The following is a 26,579-nucleotide window of genomic DNA, read 5'->3' on the forward strand; positions in this document are numbered from 1 at the left end:
GCCGATGAATGGCTCCCAGCAGGCGACGGACTCAGACCGCTACGCCGGCAGGCGGGTGAAACGGGTCGAGGACGCACGGCTTCTCACCGGGCGGGGCACCTTCGTCGACGACGTGGTGCGTCCCGGCATGCTGCACGTCAACTTCGTGCGCAGCCCGGTCGCCCGGGCCCGGATCACCGGCATCGACATCTCCGAGGCACTCGCCCTCGACGGCGTGCACGCGGTCCTCACCGCCGCCGACATCAACCCCCACGTCCACGAGCAGTGGTTCAGCCTGGAAGGCCGCCACGCGCCGGACACGCCCCGCCCGCCGCTGGCCGAGGGCGAGGTGCGCCACGTCGGTGACCCGGTGGCGATGATCATCGCGCAGGACCGCTACATCGCCGAGGACGCCGCCGAGCTGGTGATCGTCGACTACGACCAGCTGCCGCCGGTGGTCGACTACGCCACCGCGTTCGATTCGTCCGAGCTGGTCCACGAGGCGTACCCCGGAAACCTCGTCGGCCAGATCGGTGGCCGGCCGATGGCCGACCTCGCGCCCACCTTCGACAACGCCCCGCACGTGGTCAGCGAGACATACCACCAGCAGGCCTACTGCGCGATGCCGATGGAGACCCGCGGCATCGTCACCGAATGGTCGCCGTCCGACGGGACGATGACGATCTGGACGGCGACGCAGTCCCCGCACGAGGTGCGCGGGTTCTGCGCCCGCCTGCTCGCGATCCCCGAGCACTCGGTGCGGGTCGTCATGCGCGACACCGGCGGCGGCTTCGGGCAGAAGGTGCTGCCGCTGCGCGAGGACATGTGCATGATGATCGCGGCGACGAAGGTGCCCGCCGCGCTGAAGTGGATCGAGGACAGGCAGGAGCACCTGCTCGCCGCCGGCCAGGCCCGCCACGAGCACGGCGAGGCGCGGATGGCCTTCGACGACGACGGCCGCATCCTCGCCGCCACCATCGACCACGTGCAGGACGCCGGCGCCTACCCGTCACCCAACCCGGTGGGCAGCGGCATCGCGGTCGGGCTGATCTTCCCCGGGCCGTACCGCATACCCGAGGGGACGTTCAACTCCCGGTTCGCTTTCTCCAACACCAGCGGGCGGGTCGCCTACCGCGGCCCGTGGCAGTTCGAGTCGGTGGCCCGTGAGTGCCTCCTCGACGTCGCCGCCCGCCAGATCGGCATCGACCCCGTCGAGCTGCGCCGCAAGAACATGCTGCGCCGCGACGAGCTGCCGACCGCGAACTGCAACGGCATGCCCTACAGCGACATCACGCCGCTGGAGACGTTCGAGCAGGCACTGGAGATCCTCGACTACGACGCGTTCCGCCGCGAGCAGGAGCAGGCGCGGGCCGCCGGGCGCTACCTCGGCGTCGGCACCTGCACCTACGTGGAGCCGACCGCGGGCGCGAGCGCGCTGTACGGCACCGAGGGCGCGACGATCCGGGTCGAGCCGTCCGGCAAGGTCAACGTGTACGTGGCCGGCGGCTCGTGCGGCAACAGCCTGGAGACCACGGTCATCCAGCTCACCGCCGACGCCCTCGGCGTCGACATCGCGGACGTCAGCAGCATCCAGGGCGACACCGCCGTCACCCCGTTCGGCGGCGGCACGGGCGGCAGCCGCTCCGGCCCGATGACCGCCGGCGCGGTCAACCAGACCGCCACCGAGCTGCGCGGACGGATCCTGGCCCTGGCCGCCCACCTGCTCGGCGGCGTCCCGGTCGACGAGGTCGAGTTCACCCGCGGCGTCGCCACGGTGAAGGGCAGCCCCGAGAAGCAGGTGACCCTGGCGGAGATCGCCGAGACCGCCTACTTCAAGTCCGGCTCGCTGCCCGCGGAGCTGTCCGTCGGCCTGGAGGTCAGTGGACGGTTCCGGGCCCAGCACCTCATGCTGTGGGCCAACGCGACGCACGTGTGCACCTGCGAGGTCGACATCGTCACCGGCGAGGTGAAGCTGCTGCGCTACATCGTCAGTGAGGACTGCGGGCCTATGATCAACCCGAACGTCGTGGAGGGCCAGATCTTCGGCGGCACCGTCCAGGGCATCGGTGGCGCGCTCTACGAGGAGCTCGCCTACGACGACGCCGGCAACCCCGTCACCACCACGTTCATGGACTACCTGCTGCCGACCGCGGCGGAGGTGCCCACGATCGAGCTCGGCCACGTCGAGACACCCAGCATCGGCCCCGGCGGCTACAAGGGCGTCGGTGAGGGTGGCGCCATCGGGGCCCCACCCGCGGTGATCAACGCGGTCGCCGACGCGCTCGCGCCGTTCGGAGTGCGCATCTCCCGGCTGCCGCTGACCCCGTCGACGATCGTCGACCTGCTGGAGGAAGCGGCCCAGCGCGGCGCGGCCGGCGCGGTGCGGACGGCGGTGGCGGGATGAAGCCGGCGACGTTCGAATACCACGCGCCGACCAGCGCCGAGGAAGCCGTCGAACTGCTCGCCGACCTGGACGACGCGAAGGCCCTCGCCGGCGGCCAGAGCCTGGTGCCGATGCTGGCCCTGCGGCTGGCGGTCTTCGAGAACCTCGTCGACCTGCGCCGCGTCGACGAGCTGCGCGGCATCGAGACGCGCGACGGATCGGTGTGGATCGGTGCCGGCACCACCCAGGCGACCATCGGGCGCTCCGAGTCGATCGGCCTCAACGTGCCGCTGCTCGCCCGGGCCACCCCGCTGATCGGCCACCTCCAGATCCGCAGCCGCGGGACCATCGGCGGCTCCATCGCCCATGCCGACGCCTCCGCCGAATACCCGGCGGTCGCGCTCGCCCTGGACGTCGAGCTCGACGCACTGTCACCCCGCGGGCGCCGCACCATCCCCGCCGCCGAGTTCTTCACCGGCACGTGGAGCACCGAGCTGGAGGACGACGAGCTGCTCACCGGCATCACCTTCCCGGTCTGGCAGGGCCGTGCCGGGTTCGCCGTCGAGGAGTTCGCCCGTCGTCACGGCGACTTCGCGATGGCCGGTGCCTGCGTCGCCGTCGGTGTCGGCTCGGATGGGCGGATCGACCGGTGCGCCATCTCCCTGTTCGGCCTGGGCCCGTGCGCCCGCCGGGCGACGGAGGTGGAGTCCGAGCTGCTCGGCACGTCACCCGCCGACAGCGACGCCGACGAGATCGGGCGGACCGCCATGGCCGGCCTCGACTCGGTTCCCACCGACCTGCACGGGTCGGCCAGCTATCGCAAGCGCGTGGGCGCGGCCATGGTGGCCCGGGCCTGGCAGCGGGCCTTACAGGAGGCGGTCGGTGACTGACGTCGACATCCAGGTACGGGTCAACGGGATCGCGCGGCGGGCCAGTGTGCCGCCGCGGCTCATCCTCGCCGACTTCCTGCGGGTCAACTGCGGGCTGACCGGTACCCATCTGGGCTGCGAGCACGGTGTCTGCGGGGCCTGCTCGGTGCTCCTCGACGGTGAGGCCGTCCGCGCCTGTCTGATCTTCGCCGTGCAGGCCGACGGCGCCGAGATCACGACCGTGGAGGGGCTGGCGGAGCCCGACGGCGAGCTGTCCGTCGTCCAGGCCGCCTTCCGTGATCACCACGGCCTCCAGTGCGGGTTCTGCACACCGGGATTCGTCGTCTCGGTGACGGCCTTCCTCGAGGAGAACCCGAAGCCCACCGACGACGAGATCCGGGACGCGCTGTCCGGGAACCTCTGCCGCTGCACCGGTTACCAGGGAATCATCAACGCCGTCCGGGCCGCGGCGGAAGCCCTGGCCGAAGGCGCCGGCTCTGCGAAGGAATCCGAATGAAACTGGAGAACACGCTCAGCATTCCCGTGCCGGCGGACGAGGCCTGGCGGGTGCTGCTGGACGTCGAACGGATCACGCCGTGCGTCCCCGGTGCGGTGCTCACGTCCAAGGACGGCGACAGCTACCAGGGCAAGATCAAGGTCAAGGTGGGCCCGGTCGGCCTGACCTACAACGGCACGATCAAGTTCGTCACCCAGGACGAGGTCGCCAAGGTCGCGGTGCTCGAAGCCAGCGGCCGGGAGCTGCGCGGGAACGGAACCGCCAAGGCGCTGGTCACCTGCCGGCTGGTGGACTCCGGTGACTCGTCCACCAACGTCGAGGTCGAGACCGACCTGGACATCACCGGAAAGCCCGCGCAGTTCGGCCGCGGGGTGCTCGCCGAGGTCGCCGGAACCCTGGTCGGAAAGTTCGCGACGAACCTCGCCAACGAGCTGACCGCGACCCCCGCCGAAGCGCCGGCCGCGCCGGCCGAAACACCTGCCGTGCCAGCCGCGCCGGCCGCGGCGAACGGTTCCGCGGAACCGGCCGCGGCGCCACCCGCCGTGCCGCAGGCGGCATCTGCGGCGCCGGCGGCATCCGCGCCATCCGAGGCGCCGATGGCCGAGCCTCTCGACCTGCTGGCCACGGCGGGAGCCGGGCTGTTCACCAAGCTCACGCCGCTGCTCATCCGTCTCGCGCCGCTCGCGCGCTACCTCCCGCTCGCGCGTTCCGCGGCGGCGCCGGCCGGGGCGTTGCTGCTGGTCGTCGCCCTGGCGCGGCGTAAGCCACGCCCCATCGTGGTCAACGTGGTCCTTCCGCCCGGCCCGGGCACCAGGCGCTGACCGCAGGCACGCAGCCAGGACAGCCCCGGATGCTCTCGGCGGCCGGTTCCGCGGAACCGGCCGCCGACCGGCTCCAGCTGTCCGGGCTACTGGCGCAGCTGGGTTACTGGCGCAGCTGGGTTACTGGTGCAGCTGGGCTGCCCCGGGCGCGGCCTCGAACCAGACGTTCTCCTCGACCAGGCGCCGGCTCTTCCAGCCCTCGTCGGTGCGCACCATCTCGTGGTTGTAGAAGCCGCCGCAGTAGGACAGACCGGTCGTCCCCGGCAGGCGCATGGGGTTGAAGAACATCGCCAGCACCTTCGCGGTGTCGCCGGCGAGCTCGATCTCGATGTTGGTGATGTAGTGCTGCGTCATCGGGATCATGCCGATGCCGTTCGTCAGCCAGGCCTCCATCTCGTCGCGTGAGCCGAAGCTGGTGTCCGACGAGCTGGCTGCCCGGTAATCAATGAATGCGTCCTCGGTGAAAACCGTCCGCCACAGATCCCAGTCCTTGGTGTCGACGCCCCGCGCGTACCGGGCCAGCACCTCGTGAATTTCGATCTTGTCGGCCAGCTCCTGTAAGCCCATGCGGTTCCTTCCTCGAAAATCTTCGTTCACGGGTGGCGCCTGGCGTGGTCGATGAGTAACATACGCTCGCACAGCCCGCCGCGGATCGCGCGAACGAATGCAGACCGGATGCGGGCATGCGGGTAATACCGGCACGCGGAAGCCGGTATTAACGGCGGAACGTCAGTTGTCTTACCACGGCCGGATGCGCGTAATCAACCTGCAATCCGCAGCTCCCAGCGGTTGGCAGCCGGGTCGGCGCAGAACAGCACGGTCAGGCCGTCTCGGCCGGTGGTCCGGTAGCTGATGCCGGCGGCGCGTAGCCGCGACTCGACCTCGGTATCGATCTCCACGGCGGTGTGTGCCCTGGCTGCGGGCCGATGGTCCGGGTCGGTACTGAGATGGATCTGGCTGGCGTCGTCCGCCTCGTACCAGCGGGCGACGCCGACCAGGTCGGCGGGCACGTCGATCCGGCGGTAACCGAGGATGTCGACGAGGAACGCGCCTTCGGCGTCCTCAAGACCGGGCGGAACGCCGAGGTTGGCGTGGTGGAATCGTGGCATGCCCCAACGCTGGCATCAGCTGCGGCCGAGTTCCAGTGGCTGGCGTCGGACGTTACGGTCGGCGTACAGTTCCCACCCGGTAGGACGGGCCCACACTGACGGCCTGAATCCGGGAGGAATCCGAGTGGCGGAACCACTTAGTCCTGCCCGGTCGAAATGTCAATGACCGGAATTCGGAGAATAGGCAAGGCGGAGGAGCTGGGATGGCGGACGATCTGGGAGCGGCTGGCCTGCGTTTCGAGCGGGAGGGCGTCATCGGCTGGTGCATCATCGACCGGCCGGCGGCCCGGAACGCGCTCACCCCGGCCATGTACTACGGCATCAAGCGGGCCGTCCGCCTGGTCAACACGGATCCCGAGCTGTCCGCGCTGATCATCACCGGCACCGGCGACGTGTTCGCGCCGGGAGGTGACCTCGGAGGCAGGTCCGAGCCCGGAGACTCCTACCCCACCGACCTCAGGAGCGAGGACATCCTGCCGTTCCTCACGGTCCGGGACAGTCGGGCGCCCGTCGTCTCCGCGGTCAACGGCATCTGCCAGGCCGGTGGCCTGCTGATCGCGATGATGTCCGACATCGCGGTCGCCAGTGACCGCGCCGTCTTCCGGGTGCCCGAACTGCTGCGCGGTATCCCCGACGCCACCTACGCCGCCGTGCTGCCCGCGCACGTCGGGCTTGCCATGGCCCGTGATCTGCTGCTGTCCGCCCGCCGCTTCGACGCGGCCGAGGCGCAGCGCCTGGGTGTCATCAGCCGGGTCGTCCCGCACGACCAGTTGCGTGAGGCCGCGCTGCAGGCCGCGGGTGAGATCCTGCAGACCGCTCCGGAGGCCCGGATGCACGTCAAGCGCATGCTCAACGAGCGCTACGGTCTCATCGACTACCAGACGATGAGCTGGTCGCTGGAGAACTCGCCGGAACCGCGCGAGGGGATGCGCGCCTTCATGGAGAAGCGCGCGCCCGCCTGGATTCCGGCGGAGTTCGCGAACGGCGGCGGCCGGCGATGACGCCACCTGTCCGGCGATGACGCCAACTGGATGACGCCAGCTGTCTGAGCCACGGAGGCCTGTGATGGAGACCGGACTGGGCGGGCGCACGGTGGTCGTCACCGGCGGGAACGCCAACATCGGGCGGGCGGTGGCGCTGGCCTTCGCCGCTGAGAGCTGCAACGTCGTCATCGTGGGCCGGGACGAGAAGCAGGGCCGCCAGGTCTGCGAGGACCTGGCCGGCCAGGGGGCCCGGGGCGTGCTGTGGCAGGCCGTGGACGTCACGGACCGAGCCCAGGTCGCGGCGATGGCCGCTGCCGTGCACGCCCGGTTCGGCCCGGTGGACGTCCTCGTGAACAACGTCGGCGGCAACGTCGGCATGGACGCGTTCGTCGACTCCGACCCGGACACCTGGGAACGCGACATCGCGCTCAACTTCACCAGCACACTGAACTGCTCCCATGCTCTCCTGCCCCGGATGATCGAACAGGGCCGTGGGCGGATCATCAACATCGGGTCGACATCCGGAATAGTCGGCGACCCGCTGCTCGCCGTCTATTCGGCGATGAAGGGTGCGGTACACACCTTCACAAAGGTGTTGGCCAAGGAGGTCGGGCGGCACGGCATCACCGTGAACGCCGTCGCGCCCTACGGCACGGTTCCGCAGGATTTCCAGAAGGAGGTCAGCGCCGGCAGCCGCTGGCATCCACAGGGCGTCTTCGCGCGGCTGGCCGCGACCCGGGCCGAGGAGTTCCACTCGATCGGCCGCCGGACCGTGCTGACCCGCCAGACCGCCTACCCCGCCGAGATCGGCGCCGCCGCCGTCTACCTCGCCTCCGACGGCGCCGCCTTCGTGACCGGCCAGGTGCTCTGCGTGGACGGCGGAACGCAGATCGCCTGACGTCTCAGCGACAGTAGGGAAACCAGTGCAGGAATCAGGGTCATTACCGCCGTTGTGCCCGGTCGAACTGGCCGTCGATGTGCCCGCACCGGAGGGAACGTGGCAGATCGCGGCAAGCGTCCATCTGCCGGCGGGGGAGCCGGCTTCGGCAGGCCCGCAGCCCGTTCTCGTCGCGCTGCCCGGCGGCGGATACAACCGGCGCTATTTCGACCTGCCGGCCGCCGGATTCAGCCAGGCGGAACACCATTGTCGGCGGGGCACCGTCGTCGTGGCGATCGACCATCTCGGGGTCGGTGACAGTACCGTTCCACCGCCGGCGGTCACCACCCTGGCGACGCTTGCCGCCGTGAACCACACCGTCGTCACCGACCTGCTGGCCCGGCTGCGGGACGGCACCGTCGCGCCGGGCGTCCCGCCGCTGGAGGTCTCCGCCGTGATCGGTGCCGGCCAGTCGCTCGGCGGCCACGTGCTCGCCGCGATGCAGGCCGACCACCGCACCTTCGACGGGGTGGCGATGCTCGGCAGCAGCATGTCCGCCACCACCATGCCCGTCCGCCCGGGCACCCCCGAAGTCGAGATCCCGGCGGGAACGCCCGACGCGGACGCGGCCCTGCTTGTGCTGGCGAACACCGACTGGCCCTGGGTCTTCCACTGGCAGGACAGTCCTGACAGCCCTGACAGCCCTGACAGCGCTGGCACCGCCGGTGGCCCGGGCGCCAACCCGCCGGCCACGCCGTGGGACCGGGCCTCCCTGATCGCCGCGGACCTGGCAGGAGGCCTCCCCGCACGGCGGACCGCCCCACCGTGGGGCAGCCTCACCGCCCCGGGATTCGGCTTCGAGTCGATGCTGCCCGGGGTGGTGAGCGCCCAGATCGCGTGCATCGACGTCCCTGTTCTGCTCGCGACCGGTGAGCGGGACGTCTGCCGCCCGCTCACCGTGGAGCTCGCCGGCTTCGTCGCGGCCACCGATCTCGCGGGTTTCGTCGTGCCCAGGATGGCGCACATGCACAACTTCGCGGAAACCCGCAGCCTGCTGTGGGAACGTCTCGACGCTTTCATCGCCCACGTGGCCCGGGCCGCAACCCGATCCGCGGGCTGAACGAGGGCTCCCGATCGGTCGGGAATGGCCCCTTTGGGAGGATCGGCCCATGCGCGCGCGCCCGGCCTCGGATACGTCGACTTCGGCATCGAAGGCGCCGGCTTCGGCATCGAAGGGGCCGGCTTCGGCCTCGGAGGCGCCGGCTTCGGCATCGAAGGGGCCGGCTTCGGAAGCGCCGGTCTCGGAGGCGCCCGTTCCTGTTCCGGCTCCTGCGCCGGTTCCCGATCCGCCGGGTGCGGCGTGGGCGCAGGCCGTTGCCAGCTGCCGCGGGATCGTCGACGCCGAGGTCCGTCCGCTGCGCGACCGGTATCGGCGGCGAGCGAGCCGGCACCAGCTCCTCTACCGTCTCAGCGGGCTGGCCACGCTGTTGCTGGCGGTCAGCCTGCCGCTGCTCGCCGGCTTGCGGTTCGACCACCGTGATGTGGCCCTGTCCGTCGTTGGCGTCTCCGTGGCGGTGCTCACCGGGCTGCGCGAGTTCTACCGGTGGGACGAGGTGGGATCCCGACTGCGGCGGACCGAGAACGCGCTCTCCGACGCGCTCCTGCGCTGGGAACTGGCGGTCAGTGACGGGGTCCCGGCCGCCGACCCCGCGCAGGGCCCGCGTGCCTGCTACACGGCGACGGAGGAGCTTCTCACCGCGGTTCGCGCGATCCGGGACGCCCAGGCCGCCGCGTAGCGGAACCGCCGGCCGCCGCCGGTCGAGGACCCGGGGTTTCTGGCTGGGCACCTGAGTGCGGTGGCCTGGTTGGCGAGTCGCAAGAGCGGAGGATTCTGGTCGTTCCGACGACCGAAATCCTTCCTTTTCGCGGTTTGCCAGGTGGTTGTACGCTCGCTGCCCTGGCTCCGCCGTGCGAGCTGCGGCCGCGGGCCGCGGGACTGCCTTCCTGGAATCTCTCCGGTCTTTCGGCCTGACGGTCGGGCGACCTTCTTCTCGCGGTGTTGTTTCTCATCGGTGGCGGGTGCCGGCTGATGCGTAGCATTTCGCCGGTACCCGCGCCTGCGATTTCGGTGCGTGGGTGCTTGGCTGCGCGGAAATGGCATCGGTCCCGGGCGAGACGGTGAGAGGAAAATACCTGTGGCGGAGCCGGTGGGTAAGCCCGTCGAAGGTGAGCGCTACCACGATCTCGACGCGCTGCGTGGGGTCCTCATGCTGGTGGGCGTCTTCGTCCACGTCTCGACCCTGGGGGTCGACCCGGTTTTCGACTTCATCGCCCGGGCCTCCGGTCTTTTCCGGATGGAGACCTTCTTCGTGGTCTCCGGATTTCTCTCCACGATGCTTGTCGCGAAATACGGAGCGACTCGTGCCGTGCGCCGCAGGCTCGTCGCGGTCGGGGTCCCGCTGCTGGCCACCCAGCTGGTGTTCAACCCGCCGACGCTGTGGATGAGCAGTGTCTTCCACAGCGGTCACGAGATGTCCTTCGCCGAGTTCCTGCGTATCGGTTCCGGGGAGGCGCTCGCCGGCCGGCTCAACTGGTACCTGCATCTGTGGTTCCTGTTGGTGCTGGTCGGGTATGTGCTGCTCACCCCCGCCGCGGTGCGTGCGGTGAGGGCGGCGACCACGACCCGGGCCTACCAGCTGGCCACCGCGGGGCGGCTGCGCGCCATGACGGCGATAACGTTGGCGGTGCTGGCGCTCATGGCCGCCGGGCGGGCCTGCTGGAGCGGCGCCCTCGAGCCCGTTCTCGGCTCGGGATTCCATGCCGACCTGCTCCGCCGCGTCCTGGAGTTCCTGCCGTTCTTCCTGCTCGGGGTGCTGCTTCACCTGGACCGCGCCCGGCTGCTGCCGCTCTTCAGCCGACCCGCGCCGGTGGTGCTTGTGGTGTATGCGCTGCTTCTCGCGGTCTCCTGGGGCCGGTGGGTGAGCGTGCTGTCGGCGGGCACCGGCCGTGCTCTGGTCGAGACGTTGTTCGCGCTGCCGGTGATAGCCACGCTCTTCGCCGTGGCCAACCGTTTCGGGTCCCGACCGCGACCCGTCTTCCAGTACCTTTCGGATGCGTCCTACACGGTGTATCTTCTGCACTTCTTCTGGATCTTCGCCTTCGCGCGGCTGCTGGGAATGGACCCGAGTCTCGGGTTCGCGCAGATGGCGGTGCTCGTCGTGGCGACGTACGCGGCCACCTTCGCCTGCCACCATTTCGTCGTGCGGCGTTCCGTGTTGCTGCGCGGGATCCTCAACGGGAGATCGATACGTGGCTCAGCTGGCGCGCGCGAGACGCAGGGCGGCGCCGTGACGTCGATCGACCTGCCTGGGCGGCCGGCCGACACCGCGGGTCGCCCGGCCGCCCAGATCGAGCGTGTTTCTTCGGCTCGCTGACAGAGCCCCGGCTCAGCCGGCCGCGGCGCCACCGGCGACTGAAGCTGCCAGCGCCGCGAGCAGGGTCTGCCGGGCGGCAGCCACCGCCGCCTCCAGCGCGCGGGTGAAAGCGGTGCTGTCAGCGGCCGCGGTGGCCAGCCGCGCGGCGTCGGCCTGGCCTTCGGCGGGGACCAGGCGATCGAGCAGGCCGAAGGGGTGCGCGATCGCCAGCAGTGCGGAATCGGCCGGCGACGGCGCGGTCCGCGAGGCCAGCACGGCCTGCAGCCGCTGCCGGAGGGCCTGCCCGGGCGCGGGTTCGCTGACGGGGTGGAGGGTCACCTGGAACACCAGGGCGACCCGTTCCTTCTTCTCGGTCAGGACGCCGCGTTCGACGAGCTGACGGGCCACCTGCTCCCACAGCGGGGACAGCTCCGTGGCGATGACGGGGAGCAGGTCATCCAGCTTGGCCGGGGCGCCCGTGCTCACGGCCGCGGCGTGTGCAGAGCGCAGCAGCGGGCTGTCGGGCACCTCCGACGTGCCGGCGCCCAACGCCAGCGTCTCGTCGTCGAACCGTAGGCTGCCGGCCTCCAGCAGGTCGGCGACGAGGGACGCGGCAAGGCCCACGTCGACTCCGACACCGGCGACGTCCTTCCCGCTCTCGTCCAGCGCGAGGAGCAGGAACTTCTCGGCCATGGTGATGTCCATGGCCGACATCATCGCGGCTTCCTGCCGTCCTGACAAAGCAGGCCGTTCCCCCCGGAATGTCAGCTGAAATACACCTGCTTTTGTTTCTCGGTTACCTCCGGTTTTTGTCGGACGATGTAAGGAGCCCGGACTTTCCGGCGGTGGTGTTTCCGGCGGCGCGGAGAAGCCGGCTGGCCAGGCCGAGCTGGCGTTCCTGGCGGTGCCGTAGGACCTCCCGCACCCGCTCGGCATGCTCCGGCGTGCCGCACCAGAGCGGAAGGCCGATGACCGCGCCGCCGCCCTGGTCTGCCGGCTGCCTGCTGACGACCAGGTCCGGCCAGGGCGGAGCGGTCTGGTCCACCGGCCCGAGGGCCTGCTCGACCAGCTCGGTGACCGCGGCGGGGCTGACCGGCTCGCCGGCCTGGCCTCGCTCGGCCCGGCCTGGTCCGGCCCGGCCTCGTCCGGCCTGCAGCGGCCAGCGCAGCTCACCGGTCGCGGCGAGGTCGCGGTACCAGGCGATCTGGTCGGCGCGGGCGCTGTCCCGCATCGCCGCGGCCGACCCCGCCGCACGCAGGGCCGCGACGGCTCGGGCGGCGCTTCGGAGGTCGGGAAAGTGCCCCAGCGGGTGGTGATGTCGCCGCGGCACCCGGGTACGTCGGCTGGGGCCGCCGTCCTCGAGCACGACGGTGCGGGCGTCCACGGTGGCGAAGCGCGCTCCGGTGTCGGCGAGGCGTAGCCAGAGGTCCCAGTCCTCCAGGCCGCAGTCCAGCTGGCGCCAGCCACCCACCGCCTCGGTCAGGCCGGCCCGGTGCGCCACCCGGGACGGCTCGAAGAACGGCGAGACGATCTGCAGCTCCGGGTGCCAGAGCAGATCCAACAGCCCGGTGGCCGAGGTGCGGGTGCCGTCCGGGCCGACCCGGACGGCACCCGTGGCCGCGACATCGGCACCGGCACCGGCACCGGCTCCGGCTCGGGCGCCCGAGCCGGTGCCGGAGCTGCCGTGGTGCAGGGCGTCGACCAGGACCGCCAGATGGTCGGGCAGCCAGGTGTCGTCGTGGTCCAGGTAGGCGATGACGTCACCCCGGGCCTGCGTCAGCCCGATCTCCCGGACCGGTGCCGGGTGGCCCTGGCGGGACGTCCGCAGCAGGCGTACCCGGGGATCCACGGCTGCGTATCCGGTGACGATCTCGTCCGTGTCGTCGCTGGAACCGTCCGAGACGACCAGGAGCTCCCAGTCGGGGTAGGTCTGCGCCCGCACCGAGCGCAGCGTCGGCAGGATCCGGCTGGACCGGTTGTAGGTCGGGCAGATCACCGACACTGCGGGCCTGGGCATCGGGGCAGATCCCGGGTCAGCCGATGATCGATCGAACGGCGGGCGCGACGTAGGTGTCGATCAGCCAGCCACCGACGCTCACCCGGTCCAGATGGATGTCGGCCAGACCGGAGTCCTGGAGCCGGTCGGTGCCCTGCTCGAGGCGCACCCCGTCCAGCTGCTGGAAGGTCGCGCTGATGGTCTCGGGCCCGCCGCGAACCGGGATCGCGGTGCCCATGGGGGCGAACCGGGAGCCGGTGTCCACCGCCACGCCGCTGGTGGTGGCGCCCGCGATGACGCTGCCGGCCAGCAGGCCCGTCCGCAACAGGTCGACCCGGTGGCCGGCGTCGGTGGCGGCGGGGTCGGTTCCGTCCGGCAGCACCAGCAGCACCCGGCCGTCGGCGACGAGGTAGCCGGCGCGCACGGTGCGGGGCACCTCGACGAGCAGCGCGGCGGCCGCGCAGAGCGTGACGATCAGGACCGACACCACCGAGATCCGCGCGATCCCGGCCCCGTTCTCCCTGGCCTCGACGAGCAGCTTCCACCCGGCGCGAAGTCCCAGGACGATCACCGCGGTGATCAGGGCGAGACCGCCGGCCGCGCCGACGGGGCCCAGCGTCACCAGCGCGCCCAGCCACGACTGGGCCGCCAGCCCGACCAGGTAGACGGGGAAGAGGATGCAGCAGAAGCCGAACAGCGAGCTCCACCACAGCCGGGGCAGCTCCCGGCGGTACCGCCCGCCGAACAGGAACCGCGCGGCGGCCCGCCGGGCGTCGGCCATCGACTTCTTCCGCAGGTGCGGGATGTCGAGATGCGACATCAGCGCGATGTATCCGTCGAACTTGACGAACGGGGTGAGGTTGAAGACGCCGTAGACGTAGCAGGCCAGGGCCAGGCCCACGACCGCGTCGTGGATGTCGCCCGCGGGCAGTGCCAGGCTGACGAGCGCGGCCACGCCGGCGCACACCCACTGCACGGCGACACCTGCCAGCGCGGTGGCGACCCGGTAGCGGTTGTGGCGCAGCCGCCAGCCGTCGGAGATGTCGCAGAAGAACGCAGGCGTCAGATAGAACAACATCACCCCGAGCCGGCGCGGCCGTCCGCCGAGCGCCGTCAGGACGGCGGCGTGCCCCAGCTCGTGGATGCCCGTGACGACCAGCAGGCCACCGAGCACGATGCCGTACTCGCCCAGCCCGAGCGGGTGGCTGACCACCCGCGTCAGCGACCCGCCCTGCCAGGCCAGCGCTCCCAGCCCGGCGACCGTGATCGCGAGGTAGATCCCCCGGGCGACGGGTGACATCAGCCGGCGCAGCGCCGGGCGGAACCGCCCCAGCACCCGGCTCGGGTCGACGAGGGTGAGCTGGATCGACAGCGGCGGCTGGTAGCTCACCCGCCGCGGCAGCCGGGGCCGTCGGGGCAGCCATCGACGCCGGCGTCGCTCCCGCCCCGCGCCGTCCGTGCCGTCCGCACCGGCGGCCGCCGCCTCGGCCGCCGCCAGGTCGGCCGCGTCCACGACCAGGCCGGTCCGAACGAACGCCCGCAGGGTCCGCTCCACCAGCGCGGCGGTCCACGGCGCTCCGAGCACCACGACGAGACCGTCGACATCCCGCTCGCCGTCCAGGGCGGAGAGCAGGGCCGCCGCGTCGGCGCCGACCCGGATGTAGCGGTGCGGCCCGATCTGCGCCACCCAGACGTCCGTGACGTCGACCGGCGGATGCAGGCACGCCTCGGCGGCCAGCACCGGGAGCCGCGGCACCGGGTCGGCCACGGCGACCTGCGTGCTCTTCGGCGCCGGCACCGGTGCCGACGCCGGTGCCGGTGCCGGCGCCGCGGGTTCCTGGTCGGTGGTGGGGGGAGTGGGAGGCGTGGTGGTCGTAACGGACGTGGCGGTCGTAACGGACATGGTCGTTCGTCCCCTTGTCGGTCTTGCGGGGAGAGCCAGGAGGTCGTGCGGTCAGGTGACGTCGCGTCGATGCAGCAGGCGCTCGGCGGCGACACCGGCCACCGCGAGCCAGCCGCAGAACAGGGCGACACCCCACGGCATCGCGAGCACGTCGGTCGCGGTGTCCCGGTAGATGGAGGCCTGGGCGCCACCTGGCAGGAAGCGGGCGAAGTCCGGCACCCAGGCGCTCAGCGCGCTCTCCACGACCAGCGTCCAGACCAGCGTGATGATCACTGCGGGGACCTGCTGGCGGATGACCCAGCCCAGGAACGTCCCCCAGGGGGCGGACAGGGTCGAGACGAGCACCAGCCCGAGGCAGATGAGCCAGGTCTCGCGGTCGAGCACGAGGTCGTCCCCGCGCGCGCCCATCGCGATCCACCCGGTGAGCAGGCCGGTCGCGGCCCCGGCGAGGCCGAAGACGAGACCGCCGAGCAGGCTCACGGTCGCCTTGGCGGCGAGGACGTCCCGGCGCGTGCGGGTGAGCAGCAGCGACCTGCTGATGGTTCCCGTCCGGTACTCCCCGGTGACCATGAGCACGCCGAACAGGGCGGCGAACAGCAGGTTCGCGAAGCCGAGCCGGACGACGTCGTGCGAGCCGGCGGCGAGGGTCGTCCGGCCGGCGGCGATGTCGTCGTGGACGACGCTGGACGTCCCGAGCATGGACAGGGCGTCGAGCATGACCGCGGTGAGCAGGAGCGCGGGCAGCAGCCAGCCGCTGCGTGCCTTCAGCAGCTCACTGCGGATCTGTCTGCGCATTGCTTCCCTCCCCGGACGCGCCGACGCCGGCCAACGCGGGTTTCGTGAGCAGGTCGAAGAACCTTTCCTCCAGCCGGGTTCCGTCGCTCACGAGGCTGCTGAGCTCACCGACGAAGAGAACGCCACGATTGATGATCACAATGTCGTCGACGGTGTTCTCCAGCTCGGCGAGCATGTGGCTGGAGAGCAGGACGGTGCGCCCGGCCGCGGCCTGGTCACGCAGGAAGGTGCGCAGCCAGCGGACACCCTCGGGGTCGAGCCCGTTGGTCGGCTCGTCCAGGACGAGCAGGTCCGGGTCCCCGAGCAGGGCCGTGGCCAGGCCGAGGCGCTGGCGCATGCCGGTGGACCAGCCGCGCAGCCGGCGGTTCGCGGCGTCGGCCACGCCCGTCAGCTCCAGGACCTCGTCGACCCGGCTGTCGGGCAGCCCGATGGCCCGGGCGTAGACCGTCAGGTGCCGGCGCCCGGAATGCGCCGGGTTGATGCCGACGCCGTCCATGCTGACGCCGACGCGGCGAGCCGGGTCGGTGAGGGCGGAGTAGGGGCCGCCGAAGACGGTGGCGCTTCCCGAGGTGGGACGGACCAGGCCGAGCAGGCCGCGCAGCGAGGTGCTCTTGCCCGCGCCGTTCGGCCCGACGAGGCCCACGACGCGGCCGGCCGCAACCTCGAAGCTGAGGTCCTTGACGGCCACCGTCTCACCGAAGGCCTTGGTGAAGGCGTCGAAACGCACGACGGGTGTCACGACCCGCCACCGCTTCGATGGCTCACCGCCTGGCCGATGAGAACGCCCATGCCGGTGATCAGGGCGAGCATCGCCACGACGCTGACGATTCCCAGCGCGGAGGTCGCGGTGTTCGAGCCCTGCGGGGTGAGCATGGCGATGACGGCGACGAGGAGACCCATCCCGCTCACCAGCGCGGCCAGGGCCTGCGGCCGGCTGGCCGCGGAGAGGGCGAATATCCGACTCATCAGTGTTCTCCTCACCCGGGTGCAAAGGTGCGAAGGCGCACGGGTGCACGGGCAGAAGCCGGACCCGGCCTGATCGGGTCGGATCGAGCCAGACCAGAGCAGGCCGGGTTGGTCAGATCAGATTGCCGGTCGGCTCAGGTCAGCACGAGGGCGATCCCGCCGCCCACGACCGCCACCGTGATGGCGCCGGCCTCGGCACCAACCCAGAACGCGCGCCAGTCGAAGGGGGCGTCCAGAGCCTCGAGCTCGTCGACACCCAGCTCCAGCAGGTCACTGTCGAGAGTGTTCATGTTTCACCTCCAGACGGAATGGACAGGTCCTGATAACGGCGGTACCAAGGTGGTACGGAAGCGGGCGGCTACCATCCGCCCGCTTCCGTCCGCCTTTTCAGGTGGAGCCGAGGGTCCCGGTCGATCAGGTGATCGCGATGCCGATGCCGATACCGGCGCCGGCAGCGCCGGCCACCGCGACACCGACCCGGAATCCCTGCCAGAAGGCACCCCAGTCGAAGAGGGCCTCAAGGGACTCCAGCTCCTCGACGTCCAGCGACAGCGACGGGGTGTCGGTCCCGGGCCCGGTCAGAACGGACGCGAGCATCTCTCACCTCCTTTGCTGTTCACCGGTCGTATGAGGAAGGCCGACATCAGGTGATGGCGATGCCGATGCCGACACCGGCCGCACCGACGCCGACGACGGCGACACCGGCGCGGAAGCCCGACCAGAAGGCGTCCCAGTTGAACGGGGCCTCGAGCGACTCGAGCTCCTCGATGTCCAGCGAGAGCAGCTTCGTGTCGAACGGGCGCTCAGCGGTGAGAACAGACATGTTTGCACCTCCTTTCCGTTGTTGGGAGCGAACGGCCTGGTGCCGGACGCGGATCAGGTGATGGCGACGCCGATGGCGATGCCGCCGTAGAGGGCGGCGCCGCCGACAACCGCGCCGGCACCGAAGCCGACCACGTAGTGCCACCAGGCCGGAGCCTCGAGGTTCTCCAGCTCCTCAACAGCCAGGTCGAGGGAAGGAACGAACTCCATGAATTTCACCTCCGCGTAGATTGAGCCTCGTCGTCAGGCTCACTGTTTTTTACAGAGAGGTTTTCAGTTGCGCTGTGCGCTTCTGTTTCCCTGTGTCTCCAATAGTAGGAGGTCTGCTTTTCTCTGTCAGTGAACCGGCGGTGAACTCGCGCGTTCCGGTGCCGCCGTTATCTGCGGGTTATCGCCGGGCCGCGCTTTCCGCGGAAAACCGCACTTCGCCCCAGCCGGAACCGGTCGCGACGGGCGAGATGGCGACGGGCGAGATGGCGACGGGCGAGCCGGTGGCCGCGGCGGCCAGCATGGCGAGGGTCATGTGCCGGTACCACCCGGTCCAGCTTCGGACCCGGTAGCTGTCCAGCCCGACCGTCGCCCTGGCCCGCCGGACGCCGTCGCGCACCGCGCCGGTGCGGCGCGCGGCGTCGACCAGCTCGTTGAGGGACGTGCCCCGCGGCACGTGGCAGGCGTAGAAGAGCGGCTCCGACTGCGGCCGGCGCCGCAGCAACAGGCGATGATCCCAGCGGCCGCCGCGGGACGGGCGGACCCGTATCTGAGCCCACGCCTCGCCACCTCGCTGACTGTCGGCGGCGGCGAGCGCCGCCGCGGTGACGCGCCGGCCGATGGTCGTCCCGATGGTCGTGCCAGGACCGATCCGGGCCACGAACGCCACGTCGTTGCGGGCGAGCCAGGCCCGCAGCCGGTCGTCCGCGCCGAGCGCGGGCCCCAACAGGATCCAGCGCACCGGCAGCCGTCGGGTGGCCCGCGCCACCAGCTCCGCGGCCAGCTCCCGCGAGCCGCCCTGCTCCTGGTCGTCCGGGACTCCGGCGGAGCGGCGCAGCCTGCGGTCGGTGTCCCAGGGGCTTGGCAGGCACAGCTCCCGGTCCACCAGGATCGAGCGCTCGCCGGTGGCGTACGCGGCGAACACCGCGACCTGGCAGCTCTCGACCCGTCCGGACTCGGCGAGGTAGCGGGGGGCCGCGCCGGCGAAGCGCGGCCCCCGGCCGGGCAGCACCACCTCGTCGACGACCAGCGCGGCCGCGGCGTGGACGTGCCGCTGGCGCACGTAGCCGAGCAGGTCGTCGCGGACGAGGTCGGCATCCCAGCCGGCGGCTGTCAGCAGCCGCTGCATACCGTCGGGGCTGCTCTCCCCGGCCGCGGCGGCGAGGGCCTGGCCGTGTCTCGCGCCGTCGACTGAGACCAGCCCGCGCAGGTAGGCGAGGGCTCGCCGGCGCGGCTCCGGCCGGCCGAACCGATGCGCGACCCGGGCATGCAGAAGATCCAGCTCGTCCGCTGTCTCCTGCGGCTGCACCAGGTCGTCGACGCTCGACCAGGGATCAAGGATGGCTTCCGTGGTCAACCAGCACACCTCCAACAGGCTCAGGCCGTGGCGGTGGCCGGCCGGGCGGCAGGCCGCGGCCAGTCCGCCCGGCTTCGAGGGATGTCAGATCAGGGGATGCGGAAACGGGTGGATGGTGCGGTCGGGGACCCCGCCGGGGACAGCCAGGCGGTCCGGCGCGTCGTCGATCCGGGCGCGCAGCCAGGTGAACTCGTGCCGCTCATCCATGCGCAGGGCGTGCAGACCGACCGGTATGACCTTCACCGCGTTCCAGCCCATCGCACGGATCGGCGCCGGCAGCCGGTCGGTCAGGTCCACCACGGTCGGCCGTCCCCCGTCCTGGGCGAGATCGTCCACCAGGTCGGCGATGGACGCCGCCGCGGCGTCCGACGACTCCTGAGGCCTCCGCTCGCGCCGGCCATCGAGGAAGCTCGCCGTCCACTGCTCCACCGCGTCGACCGCCTCGGTAGTCGTCCACAGGCGGGCCCGGTCGAGATCGGAGCGGACCGGCGGGAGTGACGCGGCCAGGTCCTCGCGGTCCTCGCGGTACCAGCCGCAGACTCCGCGCAGCACCTCGCGGACCTGGAAGGTCTCCCGGAACGCACCCAGCGCCGCTTCGGCGCGGCAGGCCGAGGCCCGGGAACCGACGGCGGCCAGCGGCCGGTGGGAGCGGCGGTCGACGAGTACCGAGATGACGCACTCGACGCCGCGCAGCGCGGTCGGGACCGCGCCGAAGGACACCGAGAGGCCCAGTTCGTCGGCGACGTGCGCGAGCCGGCCGAGCTCCCGGACCGCCGCCGGCCGGGTCGTCGTCGCGTTCACCAGGTCGGCCAGCTCGACCCGCTCCAGCCGCAGCTGGGCCGCCCACGCGATCATGACGGCATCCCGCTCGACGATCTCGTGCAGGGCGTTGCGCAGGGCCATCTCGGCGCCCGCGCCGGAGGCGGCGCCCGACGGGGTGGGGTCGAACCAGCGCAGGGAGGCCGGGTCTGCGGCCGGGTAGTCCACCAGAGCCGTCGGGACGGCCACCGGTTCGCCACTGACCAGGTCCTGGCCGGTCATCCAGCGCAGGGCCGCGGGGTCCGCGTCCGGCGAGCCGAGGGCGACCCGCGGGTCGGCGAACGGCAGCGGCCGTCCCTCGGCCTGGCCTGTCTCGGTGGACTGGTCCGGCCCCGGTACCGGGCGCAGCGCGAACCGTTCCACGGCCTCGCCGGCACCGCGTAGCAGCGCGTCCCCGGGACCTGTCCCGGCCGCGCCGACCAGGTGCAGGGGGTAGTCCCCGGATTCGAGGCCACGGTGCCCGGCCCCGTCCAGACCGCCGATGTCGACGGCCACGGTCCACAGCGGCTGGCCCGTCGCCGGGGGAATCATCGTGGTGCTGCGGGCGATGCCCGCGGCGCGTTCGAGGGTCGCCCGTGCGTCGATCACGCCATCGCTCCTTGCTGACTCCGGTCCGGGTGGTGCCGTAGCGACTGCCGCAGTAGTTCACGGATCTCGGCGCCGCTGATGCCGGCGAGCGGCGGGAGCCCACCCCCGAAGGCGTTCGTCACCTGGCGGGCGATCACCTCCACGACCGGGTCGCCGGGGGTCGGGCACGGTGGAACGCCCCAGCCGGCGGCCAGCCGCCGCAGGCCGTCCCCGGCGTCGTCGCCGAGCGGGGCCGAGCTCGCGGCGCGCACGGCGCCCCACACCACGGCCAGGCGGTCGGGGTGGCCGAATCGGCGGTCGCCCTCGGCGACGCGCGCCCACACCCCGGCGGCGGCCGGCACCGTCGCCACCATCTTGCTGACCCCGAGCACGCTCGAGACCTCGTTGGCGAGGTACCAGGCGCGCCCGCCGAACGGGTCACGCCCGGACAGCGCCCAGCTGGCGTGGGTGTAGGCCGAGAGCTCGGCGGCCAGCAGCCGCTGCGCCGCCGTGGGCTCGACGGTCACGGCGAGCTGATCGCCGAGACGGACCAGCTCGGCGATGAGGGCCAGCCCGGCGGCGTCACCGACCGCACGCGGCAGCTGGCTGCCCACCAGCGGGCCCGTCAGGCGCATCAGCGCCTCCAGGACCCCTTCGATGAGCATGAGGCGGGGCAGGCCGCCGGTCGCCTCGGGATCGAGGACCGCGATCTCGGCCCGCAGGCCCGTGCAGACGGCCAGCCGATGCCGGCCCTGGACGTCCACACAAGCCACCGCACTGATCTCGGAGCCGGTGCCGACAGTGGTCGGCACCAGGACACGCAGCGGGAGCGAAGCCGAAGGCGCGGACGAAGCGGGCGGCATGGACGAAGCGGGCGGCGGGGACGAAGCGGGCGGCGGGGACGAAGCGGGCGGCGGGGACGAAGCGGGTGGCGGGGACGGAGATCGAGGCGAAGGCGGGGCCGGGGGCCGGGGCGGGAACGGGAGGGCGACGGCGCCGGCGCGGCCGGTGCGCAGCCGGGTGAGGGCGGTACCGTCGGCCAGCGCGAGCCAGCCGAGCTTGACCAGGTCGAGCAGGCTGCCGCCACCGACGGCCACGACCGTGTCGAGCCGTCCGGCCGCTGCCTCGTCGCGCAGCCAGGCGGCCATGGCCGCCACCTCGGCCAGGCCGGAGCGGCGCGGCTCGACCGCGATCATGCTGATGCCGGGATGCTCCCGGAGCAGCCCGGTCACGGCCGGGCACGCGGCGACACCGACGTCGACCACGAGCCCGACGGCCCGTCCGGCCTGGCGCTGCTCGTCGACGACCCGCATCAGCGCGCCCGGCCCGGCCACCACCCGGGTCGGGCAGCTCCACTGCCACCCCGGGGCGGCCGGCGCGGCGTCGCCCGGTGCCACAGTGATCATCTCGCCACCATGACGCCCGGTGTGGCGTGCCCGGAGCGACGGGCCGCGCGGAGCTGGTCGACCCGGCCGGTCCAGACGGCGGTCAGTCCCCGCTCCACGCAGTCCAGCAGCTCGGCGAGATCGTCGTCCGTGTAGATCAGCGGCGGCACGAGCTGGATGCCGGCCGGCCCCGGGTGGACGGCCGCACCCGCCAGCCGGATCGCCTCCAGCGCGGCGACGACGTCGTCCGGCGTGTAGGGCTCGCCGTCCGGGCGGACCAGGCTGAGATGACGGAAACAGCCCCGGCCGCGGTGCGCGACGGCGGCCGGGTGCCGGTCCACCAGCTCGGCCAGCCCGGCACCGAGCCGCTCGCCGAGGGCCGCGCCGCGGGCGACCACGTCGTGCTGGCGCATCTGAGCGACGGTCGCGGTGATCGCTGCGCAGGTCGGCGGGGTGCCGGCGTTCGTCTCGCCGTGCGCCAGCACCGCGTCCGCCTCGTCGAAGGCCGCCCGGATCTCGTGCGACACCACGACCGCCGAGCCCGCGCAGGTCCCGTTGGTCAGTCCCTTGGACAGGACCATCACATCGGGGGTCGCCGGCCAGGCCTGCGAGGCGAACCACCTGCCGGTGCGGCCGAACCCGGTCGCCACCTCGTCCGCGACCAGCAGGAAACCGTACTGTTCCCGCAGCGCGATCAGCTCGGCGAGGAAGTCGTCCGGGAGCTCGTGGGCTCCGGTGCCCAGCACCGGCTCGACGACGACCGCGCCGATCTGCGCGCCCGCGCCGGTCACCAGCCGGCGCAGCGCGGCGGGGTCGGTATGCCCGACATGCCGGACGAACCTGCGGTCGACCAGGTAGAGGTCCTGAGCGAGATCCTCACCGGTCAGCGCGGAGCTTCCGTAGGTCAGCCCGTGGTAGCTGTCACGCAGCCCGACGACCAGGCGGCGGCCCGGCTGGCCCCGCAACGCCCAGTAATGCCGGACGATCTTCATCATCGCGTCGTTGGCAGCGCTGCCGGACGTCGAGAACAGCACCCGGCCGAAGGTGTCCGCCCCGCAGAGCTCCACCAGCGTCCGCGCCGCCTCCAGTGCCCACGGGTGGGTGCGGCGGAACAGCGTCAGGTAGGACGCGTCGAGCATCGCGCGGTGCACGGCGTCGGCCACGGCCTGGTTCCCGTAGCCGATGTTGACGTTCCACAGCCCACTGCTGGCGCACAGGGCGTCCACCCCGTCCGCGAAGCGCAGCCGCACCCCGCTGGCGCCCAGCACCCGGGCGCTGGACGAATCGAACCGGCTGGGTGGGGACAGCAGCTGCCACAGTGGTTCGACGTCGCCGTCGACGGGCTGGTCGACGACCGGGCCGAGGTCGAGTGTTCCCGAGGTCATGACCGTGCTCCGTCCTGGTCCTGGTCCGGGTCCGGGGAGGGGACGCACCGCAGCAGAAGGGTCGAGCGGTCAGGCTCGCGACCGCCGGCGATCTGCTCACGGCCGGCGACGGTCAGGCCGGCGGCGGCGAGCTCGCGTTCGAGATCGGCGACGTCCAGGAGGCGTACCTCGCTGGTGAACAGGCGATGGTCGACGGTGCCGGCCGGATCGACCTCGGAACGGAACGCGCTGATCAGGCGCTGTTGCCCCGGGCCGTCGATCCACTCGACGAGGACCACCATCGACCCGCCGGGCCCGTCGCCCGCGGGCACGGTCAGCACATGGGTGTTCTCGCGGACCGGCTGGGCCAGCATCTGGCCGCGGCGCATCTGGAGGGTGCTGAACAGGAACATTCCGGTCGGCGTGAGGTGCCGCCGGACCGCGCCGAACATGGCGGCCCGCCCGGCCGCGTCCAGCAGCGACACCGAGGTGGCGCCGAGCACGACGGCGTCGAAGCGACGTCCCAGGTCGAACCGGCTCATGTCGCCCTCGACCAGGGTGAGCGGACCGGCACCCTGCCCCGCCGCCGCGGCCTTCGCGCCGAGCAGGCGCAGCATCATCGGGGACTTCTCCAGCGCGACCACCTCGTGGCCGTGGCGCAGCAGCGGCAGGGTCAGCCGGCCGGAACCGGCGGCCAGCTCGAGCACCGAGCGCCGGGTGCCGCCCAGCGCCGACAGCAGTTCGGTGATCTCCTGCTGGTCCTCGCCCCCGAGGAGGTCGTAGAGGACCGAACCCCGCTCCGAGTAGATGTCCTCGACCGCGAGCGCGTCGCCGAACATCCGGATGAGGGCGCCGGCGGTACCAGGCCGGTCGGATCCCGCTCGGTCGGATCCCGCTCGGTCGGGCCCCGGTCCGGTGGCCTGGGTGGCGAGTTCGGTGGCCGTCACCGCGGTTGCCTCGACGGCGGCTTCGGCGCTCACCGGGATGCGCCAGGCGCGGCGGTGGCGACGACGGCGACGGCGTCCCTGGCCGCGGACCGTGCGGCGATGCCGGCGAGGTCGACGCCCGAGCGCGCGAACGTGGCGATGAGTGTGGCGAAACCACTGCGTACCGTGTCGGCGGACGCCCTGGTGTGGCCGCATGCCAGCTCGACCGCACGCTCGCCGGAGCCGACGACCAGCAGGATCTCGACCATCGCGGCCGCGGCCGGGCTGATCCGGAAGACCCGCAGGTCGCCCGCCGTCACGAGCAGCGCCGCGGAGCGGTCGCCCACGATCAGCGGCGCGTTCGGCGCGTCGACGTCCGCCAGCTCGCCGGCGAGCGCCTCGACCAGCCGGCCACCGAAACCGGAGACGGTCGGCCTTTTGATCCCTTCGCGCTGGGCCCGCCGCAGCGCGTCGATGCTCCACAGGAACCGTGACAGCCAGGGCCGAACCTGGCGGGCCTGGCTCGACACCTCGGCCGGGACGACCTCGGCCAGACACGGATCGTCCGCGGGGACCCCGTCGAGGATCTCAGCGTGGCCGGAGAAGGCGTGCTCCAGCGCCTGGAAGCCCGCGGTGGTCAGGTGACCGAAGATCGCGCCGCCGGGAGCCGGGCGAACCGTCCCGTCGGCGGCGACGAACAGACGGCGGCCCAGTCGGCCCGCGCACGGGTGCAGCGTTCCGAGCGCGCAGCTGTCCGCGAGCTGGACCAGCGGGTGCAGCAGGTGTTCCGGGAAGTCGCCGCGGCTGCGGGCCGCGTCCGCGTCCTCGAGGAACACCGAGTAGTCGATCTCGGAGGTGATGCGCAGCAGGGTGGGCCCGACGAGCGACAGGTAGGCGCCGGACGCGTAGTCGAAGGTCTGCAGGAAGAAGTCGTCGCCGATGAGGAGGTCGTCACCGGGTTCGGTGGCGGAGCCGGCGTAGCGGACGAGCGAGCCCACGACCGCGGCCGGTACCGGCGTGCCCGGATCGGCCGGAGTGAACACCAGGGTCTGGAAGTCGGCCAGGCCGGTGTCGGGATCGGTGACGGCGGTGAGATGCTCGGCTGAGGCGAGCACGATCTCCTCCGGCCCGCTGCCCGGCCCGGTGCCCGCCCCGGCCGCCGGGTCGGCCGTAGGGGCGGCCGCCGGGGCGGGACGCTCGTCACCGTCGACCGGTGCCCGGCCGCCGGTGGCCCACCGCCCGAGCCGGCCGCTGATCGCCTGGATGTGCTCGGCGCTGCCGGGCTCGTCCAGCAGCAGGCCCGGCGCCAGGGTCAGGAGCTCGCCTGACATCAGGCCGTCCTCGGTCGTCCCCGCGCGCAGCGTGACCCGCTGGCCGCCCGCCTTCGCGGCGACACGCTGGACGTCTCCCGGGCCGAGCGCACGCAGATCCAGCTCCAGAGCGATGTGGCGGCCGAGGGCCAGCAGCCCGATCGCCTGAGCCGCCCCGCTGATTCCGGTGACCCGGATCTGGACGATGCCGGCGGCCTCGGTGAGCTCGGCGACGGCGCGGACGCCGGCCTCGTCGATCAGTGTGGCCGCCAGCGTCGCCGACCAGCAGGGTGTCGCCGTTCCGTCGGCGATGGCGGCGAGGCCGGCCAGCGAGGCGAAGGAGACCAGCCGGCGCCGGACGTCCTCGACCGATCCGGACAGGCCGTGCAGGGGAACCGGCGAGGACGGCATCTCCTCCTGCGACCGCAGCCACGACAGCTCGGCCGCCAGCAGAGTGGCCGGTCGGTCCGCGAACGTGCCGTCCGCGTTCTCGGCCACCAGCGAGATGCCGACCTGGGTGACCTCGTGCGCCGGTGAGACGCCGTCGAGGTACGGACTGCGGTCGAGGTCATCGGCCTGCCACGGCACCGAGAGCCGCGCCAGCAGGCCGGCCAGCGCCCCCGGACCAGCATCGTCCGGCTCATCCGCTGGTCGGCCGCCGTCGGCCACGCCCGCGGCCACCCCGTCAGCGGCCGTCGCCACCGTGGCTCGCCACCCTCGACCGCAGTAGGCGTCGTCGCATCCGCAACGGTCGATCCAAATGATCTCGCCATTTGTCGGTCGGGCCGGAACCGTGGATTCCGTCGGTGTTTCCGTGCCGACCGACGGTGGGTTGTCCAGGCCGTCGGAGTCCTGCGCGACCAACGCACGCAGGTGCGGCAGTGAACAGGCCGACTCAGCTGTGTCGACCACATAGCCACGGCTCGCCAGAGCGGCGTGCACGAGACGAAGCGGCCAGCTGGGCCGGGTTCCGAGGATCTCGGTCACCTGGCCACTGCTGTGTTTCCGCAAGTCGAGGAGGGTGAAGCGGCGCAACTGAACACCTCCGGTGTGTGGCTGTCGTCGCGGCAGGGAACGCACGCGAGCGTAACTATGGCCATCTATTACCGTCGGTGTCTGTCCTCCCCGGTGTCCCCAAAAAAGGCGACACGGGGCGGGCTGGGTGTTCATCGTCCGTTTACGGTCTGTAGCTCGTCAGTAAATATCGTCTC

Annotated in this window: 27 protein-coding genes; 9 read left to right on the top strand and 18 right to left on the bottom strand. The window is 72.0% G+C overall.

The window, feature by feature from the left end:
* Positions 1-4 precede the first annotated feature (4 nt).
* The 4 genes from ACG83_RS36605 to ACG83_RS36620 are packed head-to-tail and all read left to right on the top strand — an operon-like array spanning position 5 to position 4,569.
* Complete coding sequence (locus ACG83_RS36605; RefSeq protein WP_054570823.1) at positions 5-2,383, top strand: xanthine dehydrogenase family protein molybdopterin-binding subunit; 2,379 nt, start codon at positions 5-7, stop codon at positions 2,381-2,383.
* Entirely contained in the window at positions 2,380-3,252 is an 873-nt protein-coding gene (locus ACG83_RS47260) for a xanthine dehydrogenase family protein subunit M (RefSeq protein WP_054570824.1), read from the top strand. The genes ACG83_RS36605 and ACG83_RS47260 overlap by 4 nt, the downstream gene beginning before the upstream one ends.
* Positions 3,245-3,748, top strand: a complete 504-nt coding sequence (locus tag ACG83_RS36615) for a (2Fe-2S)-binding protein (protein WP_054570825.1) — start codon at positions 3,245-3,247, stop codon at positions 3,746-3,748. Before ACG83_RS47260 ends, ACG83_RS36615 begins: the two co-directional genes overlap by 8 nt.
* Positions 3,745-4,569 (top strand): SRPBCC family protein, encoded by an 825-nt coding sequence (locus tag ACG83_RS36620; protein WP_054570826.1) that lies wholly within the window; start codon positions 3,745-3,747, stop codon positions 4,567-4,569. Before ACG83_RS36615 ends, ACG83_RS36620 begins: the two co-directional genes overlap by 4 nt.
* A 120-nt stretch (positions 4,570-4,689) precedes the next feature.
* Here ACG83_RS36620 and ACG83_RS36625 read toward each other — a convergent pair whose 3' ends face one another.
* Positions 4,690-5,136: a nuclear transport factor 2 family protein gene (locus ACG83_RS36625; protein WP_054570827.1), complete on the bottom strand. Its 447-nt coding sequence runs from the start codon at positions 5,134-5,136 to the stop codon at positions 4,690-4,692.
* 194 nt (positions 5,137-5,330) lie between these two features.
* Complete coding sequence (locus tag ACG83_RS36630; protein WP_054570828.1) at positions 5,331-5,678, bottom strand: VOC family protein; 348 nt, start codon at positions 5,676-5,678, stop codon at positions 5,331-5,333.
* Positions 5,679-5,881: 203 nt separating this feature from the next.
* Between ACG83_RS36630 and ACG83_RS36635 the strand changes: the two genes are divergently transcribed.
* The 5 genes from ACG83_RS36635 (at position 5,882) to mdoC (ending at position 10,972) form a co-directional block, all read left to right on the top strand.
* Positions 5,882-6,679, top strand: coding sequence for an enoyl-CoA hydratase/isomerase family protein (locus ACG83_RS36635; RefSeq protein WP_054570829.1), 798 nt, complete (start codon positions 5,882-5,884; stop codon positions 6,677-6,679).
* Positions 6,680-6,743: 64 nt separating this feature from the next.
* On the top strand, positions 6,744-7,559 hold the full coding sequence (locus ACG83_RS36640; RefSeq protein ID WP_054570830.1) for an SDR family NAD(P)-dependent oxidoreductase: 816 nt from the start codon (positions 6,744-6,746) through the stop codon (positions 7,557-7,559).
* 25 nt (positions 7,560-7,584) lie between these two features.
* Positions 7,585-8,658, top strand: a complete 1,074-nt coding sequence (locus ACG83_RS36645; RefSeq protein WP_054570831.1) for an alpha/beta fold hydrolase — start codon at positions 7,585-7,587, stop codon at positions 8,656-8,658.
* Between the two features lie 49 nt (positions 8,659-8,707).
* Positions 8,708-9,334 carry a DUF4231 domain-containing protein gene (locus ACG83_RS36650; protein ID WP_054570832.1) on the top strand — a complete coding sequence of 209 codons (627 nt, stop codon included), beginning with the start codon at positions 8,708-8,710 and terminating at the stop codon, positions 9,332-9,334.
* Between the two features lie 399 nt (positions 9,335-9,733).
* Entirely contained in the window at positions 9,734-10,972 is a 1,239-nt protein-coding gene (mdoC, locus tag ACG83_RS36655) for a glucans biosynthesis protein MdoC (protein ID WP_054570833.1), read from the top strand.
* A gap of 12 nt (positions 10,973-10,984) precedes the next feature.
* On the opposite strand, the gene ACG83_RS36660 is transcribed toward mdoC, so the two are convergent.
* The 16 genes from ACG83_RS36660 to mpaB all read right to left on the bottom strand — a co-directional run bounded on the left by ACG83_RS36660 (position 10,985) and on the right by mpaB (position 26,355).
* Positions 10,985-11,656, bottom strand: coding sequence for a GPP34 family phosphoprotein (locus ACG83_RS36660; RefSeq protein ID WP_076825812.1), 672 nt, complete (start codon positions 11,654-11,656; stop codon positions 10,985-10,987).
* Between the two features lie 91 nt (positions 11,657-11,747).
* A complete protein-coding gene (locus ACG83_RS36665) occupies positions 11,748-12,968 on the bottom strand; it encodes a glycosyltransferase family 2 protein (RefSeq protein ID WP_063793319.1) in 1,221 nt (406 codons plus the stop codon).
* Positions 12,969-12,984: 16 nt separating this feature from the next.
* Positions 12,985-14,850 carry a daptide biosynthesis intramembrane metalloprotease gene (gene mpaP / locus ACG83_RS36670; protein WP_054570836.1) on the bottom strand — a complete coding sequence of 622 codons (1,866 nt, stop codon included), beginning with the start codon at positions 14,848-14,850 and terminating at the stop codon, positions 12,985-12,987.
* Positions 14,851-14,901: 51 nt separating this feature from the next.
* On the bottom strand, positions 14,902-15,645 hold the full coding sequence (locus ACG83_RS36675; protein WP_054570837.1) for an ABC transporter permease: 744 nt from the start codon (positions 15,643-15,645) through the stop codon (positions 14,902-14,904).
* The gene (locus tag ACG83_RS36680; protein ID WP_054570838.1) at positions 15,623-16,384 is read right to left on the bottom strand and encodes an ABC transporter ATP-binding protein; all 762 of its coding nucleotides are present in this window, start codon (positions 16,382-16,384) and stop codon (positions 15,623-15,625) included. Before ACG83_RS36680 ends, ACG83_RS36675 begins: the two co-directional genes overlap by 23 nt.
* Entirely contained in the window at positions 16,381-16,611 is a 231-nt protein-coding gene (locus ACG83_RS36685; protein WP_054570839.1) for a hypothetical protein, read from the bottom strand. Before ACG83_RS36685 ends, ACG83_RS36680 begins: the two co-directional genes overlap by 4 nt.
* Before the next feature lie 134 nt (positions 16,612-16,745).
* Positions 16,746-16,901 carry a daptide-type RiPP gene (locus ACG83_RS45625; RefSeq protein ID WP_158230738.1) on the bottom strand — a complete coding sequence of 52 codons (156 nt, stop codon included), beginning with the start codon at positions 16,899-16,901 and terminating at the stop codon, positions 16,746-16,748.
* 124 nt (positions 16,902-17,025) lie between these two features.
* Entirely contained in the window at positions 17,026-17,208 is a 183-nt protein-coding gene (locus ACG83_RS36690; protein ID WP_054570840.1) for a hypothetical protein, read from the bottom strand.
* Positions 17,209-17,254: 46 nt separating this feature from the next.
* Positions 17,255-17,434 carry a daptide-type RiPP gene (locus ACG83_RS36695; RefSeq protein ID WP_054570841.1) on the bottom strand — a complete coding sequence of 60 codons (180 nt, stop codon included), beginning with the start codon at positions 17,432-17,434 and terminating at the stop codon, positions 17,255-17,257.
* 53 nt (positions 17,435-17,487) lie between these two features.
* On the bottom strand, positions 17,488-17,643 hold the full coding sequence (locus ACG83_RS46295) for a daptide-type RiPP (protein WP_165615525.1): 156 nt from the start codon (positions 17,641-17,643) through the stop codon (positions 17,488-17,490).
* Between the two features lie 178 nt (positions 17,644-17,821).
* Positions 17,822-18,997 (bottom strand): transposase, encoded by a 1,176-nt coding sequence (locus tag ACG83_RS36700; RefSeq protein ID WP_054570842.1) that lies wholly within the window; start codon positions 18,995-18,997, stop codon positions 17,822-17,824.
* 84 nt (positions 18,998-19,081) lie between these two features.
* The gene (locus tag ACG83_RS36705) at positions 19,082-20,404 is read right to left on the bottom strand and encodes a YcaO-like family protein (protein WP_054570843.1); all 1,323 of its coding nucleotides are present in this window, start codon (positions 20,402-20,404) and stop codon (positions 19,082-19,084) included.
* Positions 20,401-21,789 carry an iron-containing alcohol dehydrogenase gene (locus ACG83_RS36710; RefSeq protein ID WP_054570844.1) on the bottom strand — a complete coding sequence of 463 codons (1,389 nt, stop codon included), beginning with the start codon at positions 21,787-21,789 and terminating at the stop codon, positions 20,401-20,403. The genes ACG83_RS36705 and ACG83_RS36710 overlap by 4 nt, the downstream gene beginning before the upstream one ends.
* On the bottom strand, positions 21,786-23,153 hold the full coding sequence (gene mpaD / locus ACG83_RS36715) for a daptide-type RiPP biosynthesis aminotransferase (protein WP_083473875.1): 1,368 nt from the start codon (positions 23,151-23,153) through the stop codon (positions 21,786-21,788). Before mpaD ends, ACG83_RS36710 begins: the two co-directional genes overlap by 4 nt.
* Positions 23,150-24,112 carry a daptide-type RiPP biosynthesis methyltransferase gene (gene mpaM, locus ACG83_RS36720; RefSeq protein ID WP_054570845.1) on the bottom strand — a complete coding sequence of 321 codons (963 nt, stop codon included), beginning with the start codon at positions 24,110-24,112 and terminating at the stop codon, positions 23,150-23,152. The genes mpaD and mpaM overlap by 4 nt, the downstream gene beginning before the upstream one ends.
* The gene (gene mpaB, locus ACG83_RS45630) at positions 24,109-26,355 is read right to left on the bottom strand and encodes a daptide biosynthesis RiPP recognition protein (RefSeq protein WP_161934837.1); all 2,247 of its coding nucleotides are present in this window, start codon (positions 26,353-26,355) and stop codon (positions 24,109-24,111) included. The genes mpaM and mpaB overlap by 4 nt, the downstream gene beginning before the upstream one ends.
* Positions 26,356-26,579: the final 224 nt, after the last annotated feature.

The sequence above is a fragment of the Frankia sp. R43 genome, from assembly GCF_001306465.1.
GTDB classification, from domain to species: domain Bacteria; phylum Actinomycetota; class Actinomycetes; order Frankiales; family Frankiaceae; genus Parafrankia; species Parafrankia irregularis.

Excerpts from the sequence above, each read along its gene's own strand:
- ACG83_RS36605 (WP_054570823.1), top strand. The coding sequence starts at position 5 with ATGAATGGCTCCCAGCAGGCGACGGACTCAGACCGCTACGCCGGCAGG.
- ACG83_RS47260 (WP_054570824.1), top strand. The coding sequence starts at position 2,380 with ATGAAGCCGGCGACGTTCGAATACCACGCGCCGACCAGCGCCGAGGAA.
- ACG83_RS36620 (WP_054570826.1), top strand. The coding sequence starts at position 3,745 with ATGAAACTGGAGAACACGCTCAGCATTCCCGTGCCGGCGGACGAGGCC.
- ACG83_RS36625 (WP_054570827.1), bottom strand. The coding sequence starts at position 5,136 with ATGGGCTTACAGGAGCTGGCCGACAAGATCGAAATTCACGAGGTGCTG.
- ACG83_RS36630 (WP_054570828.1), bottom strand. The coding sequence starts at position 5,678 with ATGCCACGATTCCACCACGCCAACCTCGGCGTTCCGCCCGGTCTTGAG.
- ACG83_RS36635 (WP_054570829.1), top strand. The coding sequence starts at position 5,882 with ATGGCGGACGATCTGGGAGCGGCTGGCCTGCGTTTCGAGCGGGAGGGC.
- ACG83_RS36640 (WP_054570830.1), top strand. The coding sequence starts at position 6,744 with ATGGAGACCGGACTGGGCGGGCGCACGGTGGTCGTCACCGGCGGGAAC.
- ACG83_RS36650 (WP_054570832.1), top strand. The coding sequence starts at position 8,708 with ATGCGCGCGCGCCCGGCCTCGGATACGTCGACTTCGGCATCGAAGGCG.
- ACG83_RS36660 (WP_076825812.1), bottom strand. The coding sequence starts at position 11,656 with ATGGACATCACCATGGCCGAGAAGTTCCTGCTCCTCGCGCTGGACGAG.
- ACG83_RS36665 (WP_063793319.1), bottom strand. The coding sequence starts at position 12,968 with ATGCCCAGGCCCGCAGTGTCGGTGATCTGCCCGACCTACAACCGGTCC.
- mpaP (WP_054570836.1), bottom strand. The coding sequence starts at position 14,850 with ATGTCCGTTACGACCGCCACGTCCGTTACGACCACCACGCCTCCCACT.
- ACG83_RS36675 (WP_054570837.1), bottom strand. The coding sequence starts at position 15,645 with ATGCGCAGACAGATCCGCAGTGAGCTGCTGAAGGCACGCAGCGGCTGG.
- ACG83_RS36685 (WP_054570839.1), bottom strand. The coding sequence starts at position 16,611 with ATGAGTCGGATATTCGCCCTCTCCGCGGCCAGCCGGCCGCAGGCCCTG.
- ACG83_RS45625 (WP_158230738.1), bottom strand. The coding sequence starts at position 16,901 with ATGAACACTCTCGACAGTGACCTGCTGGAGCTGGGTGTCGACGAGCTC.
- ACG83_RS36690 (WP_054570840.1), bottom strand. The coding sequence starts at position 17,208 with ATGCTCGCGTCCGTTCTGACCGGGCCCGGGACCGACACCCCGTCGCTG.
- ACG83_RS36695 (WP_054570841.1), bottom strand. The coding sequence starts at position 17,434 with ATGTCTGTTCTCACCGCTGAGCGCCCGTTCGACACGAAGCTGCTCTCG.
- ACG83_RS46295 (WP_165615525.1), bottom strand. The coding sequence starts at position 17,643 with ATGGAGTTCGTTCCTTCCCTCGACCTGGCTGTTGAGGAGCTGGAGAAC.
- ACG83_RS36710 (WP_054570844.1), bottom strand. The coding sequence starts at position 21,789 with ATGATCACTGTGGCACCGGGCGACGCCGCGCCGGCCGCCCCGGGGTGG.
- mpaD (WP_083473875.1), bottom strand. The coding sequence starts at position 23,153 with ATGACCTCGGGAACACTCGACCTCGGCCCGGTCGTCGACCAGCCCGTC.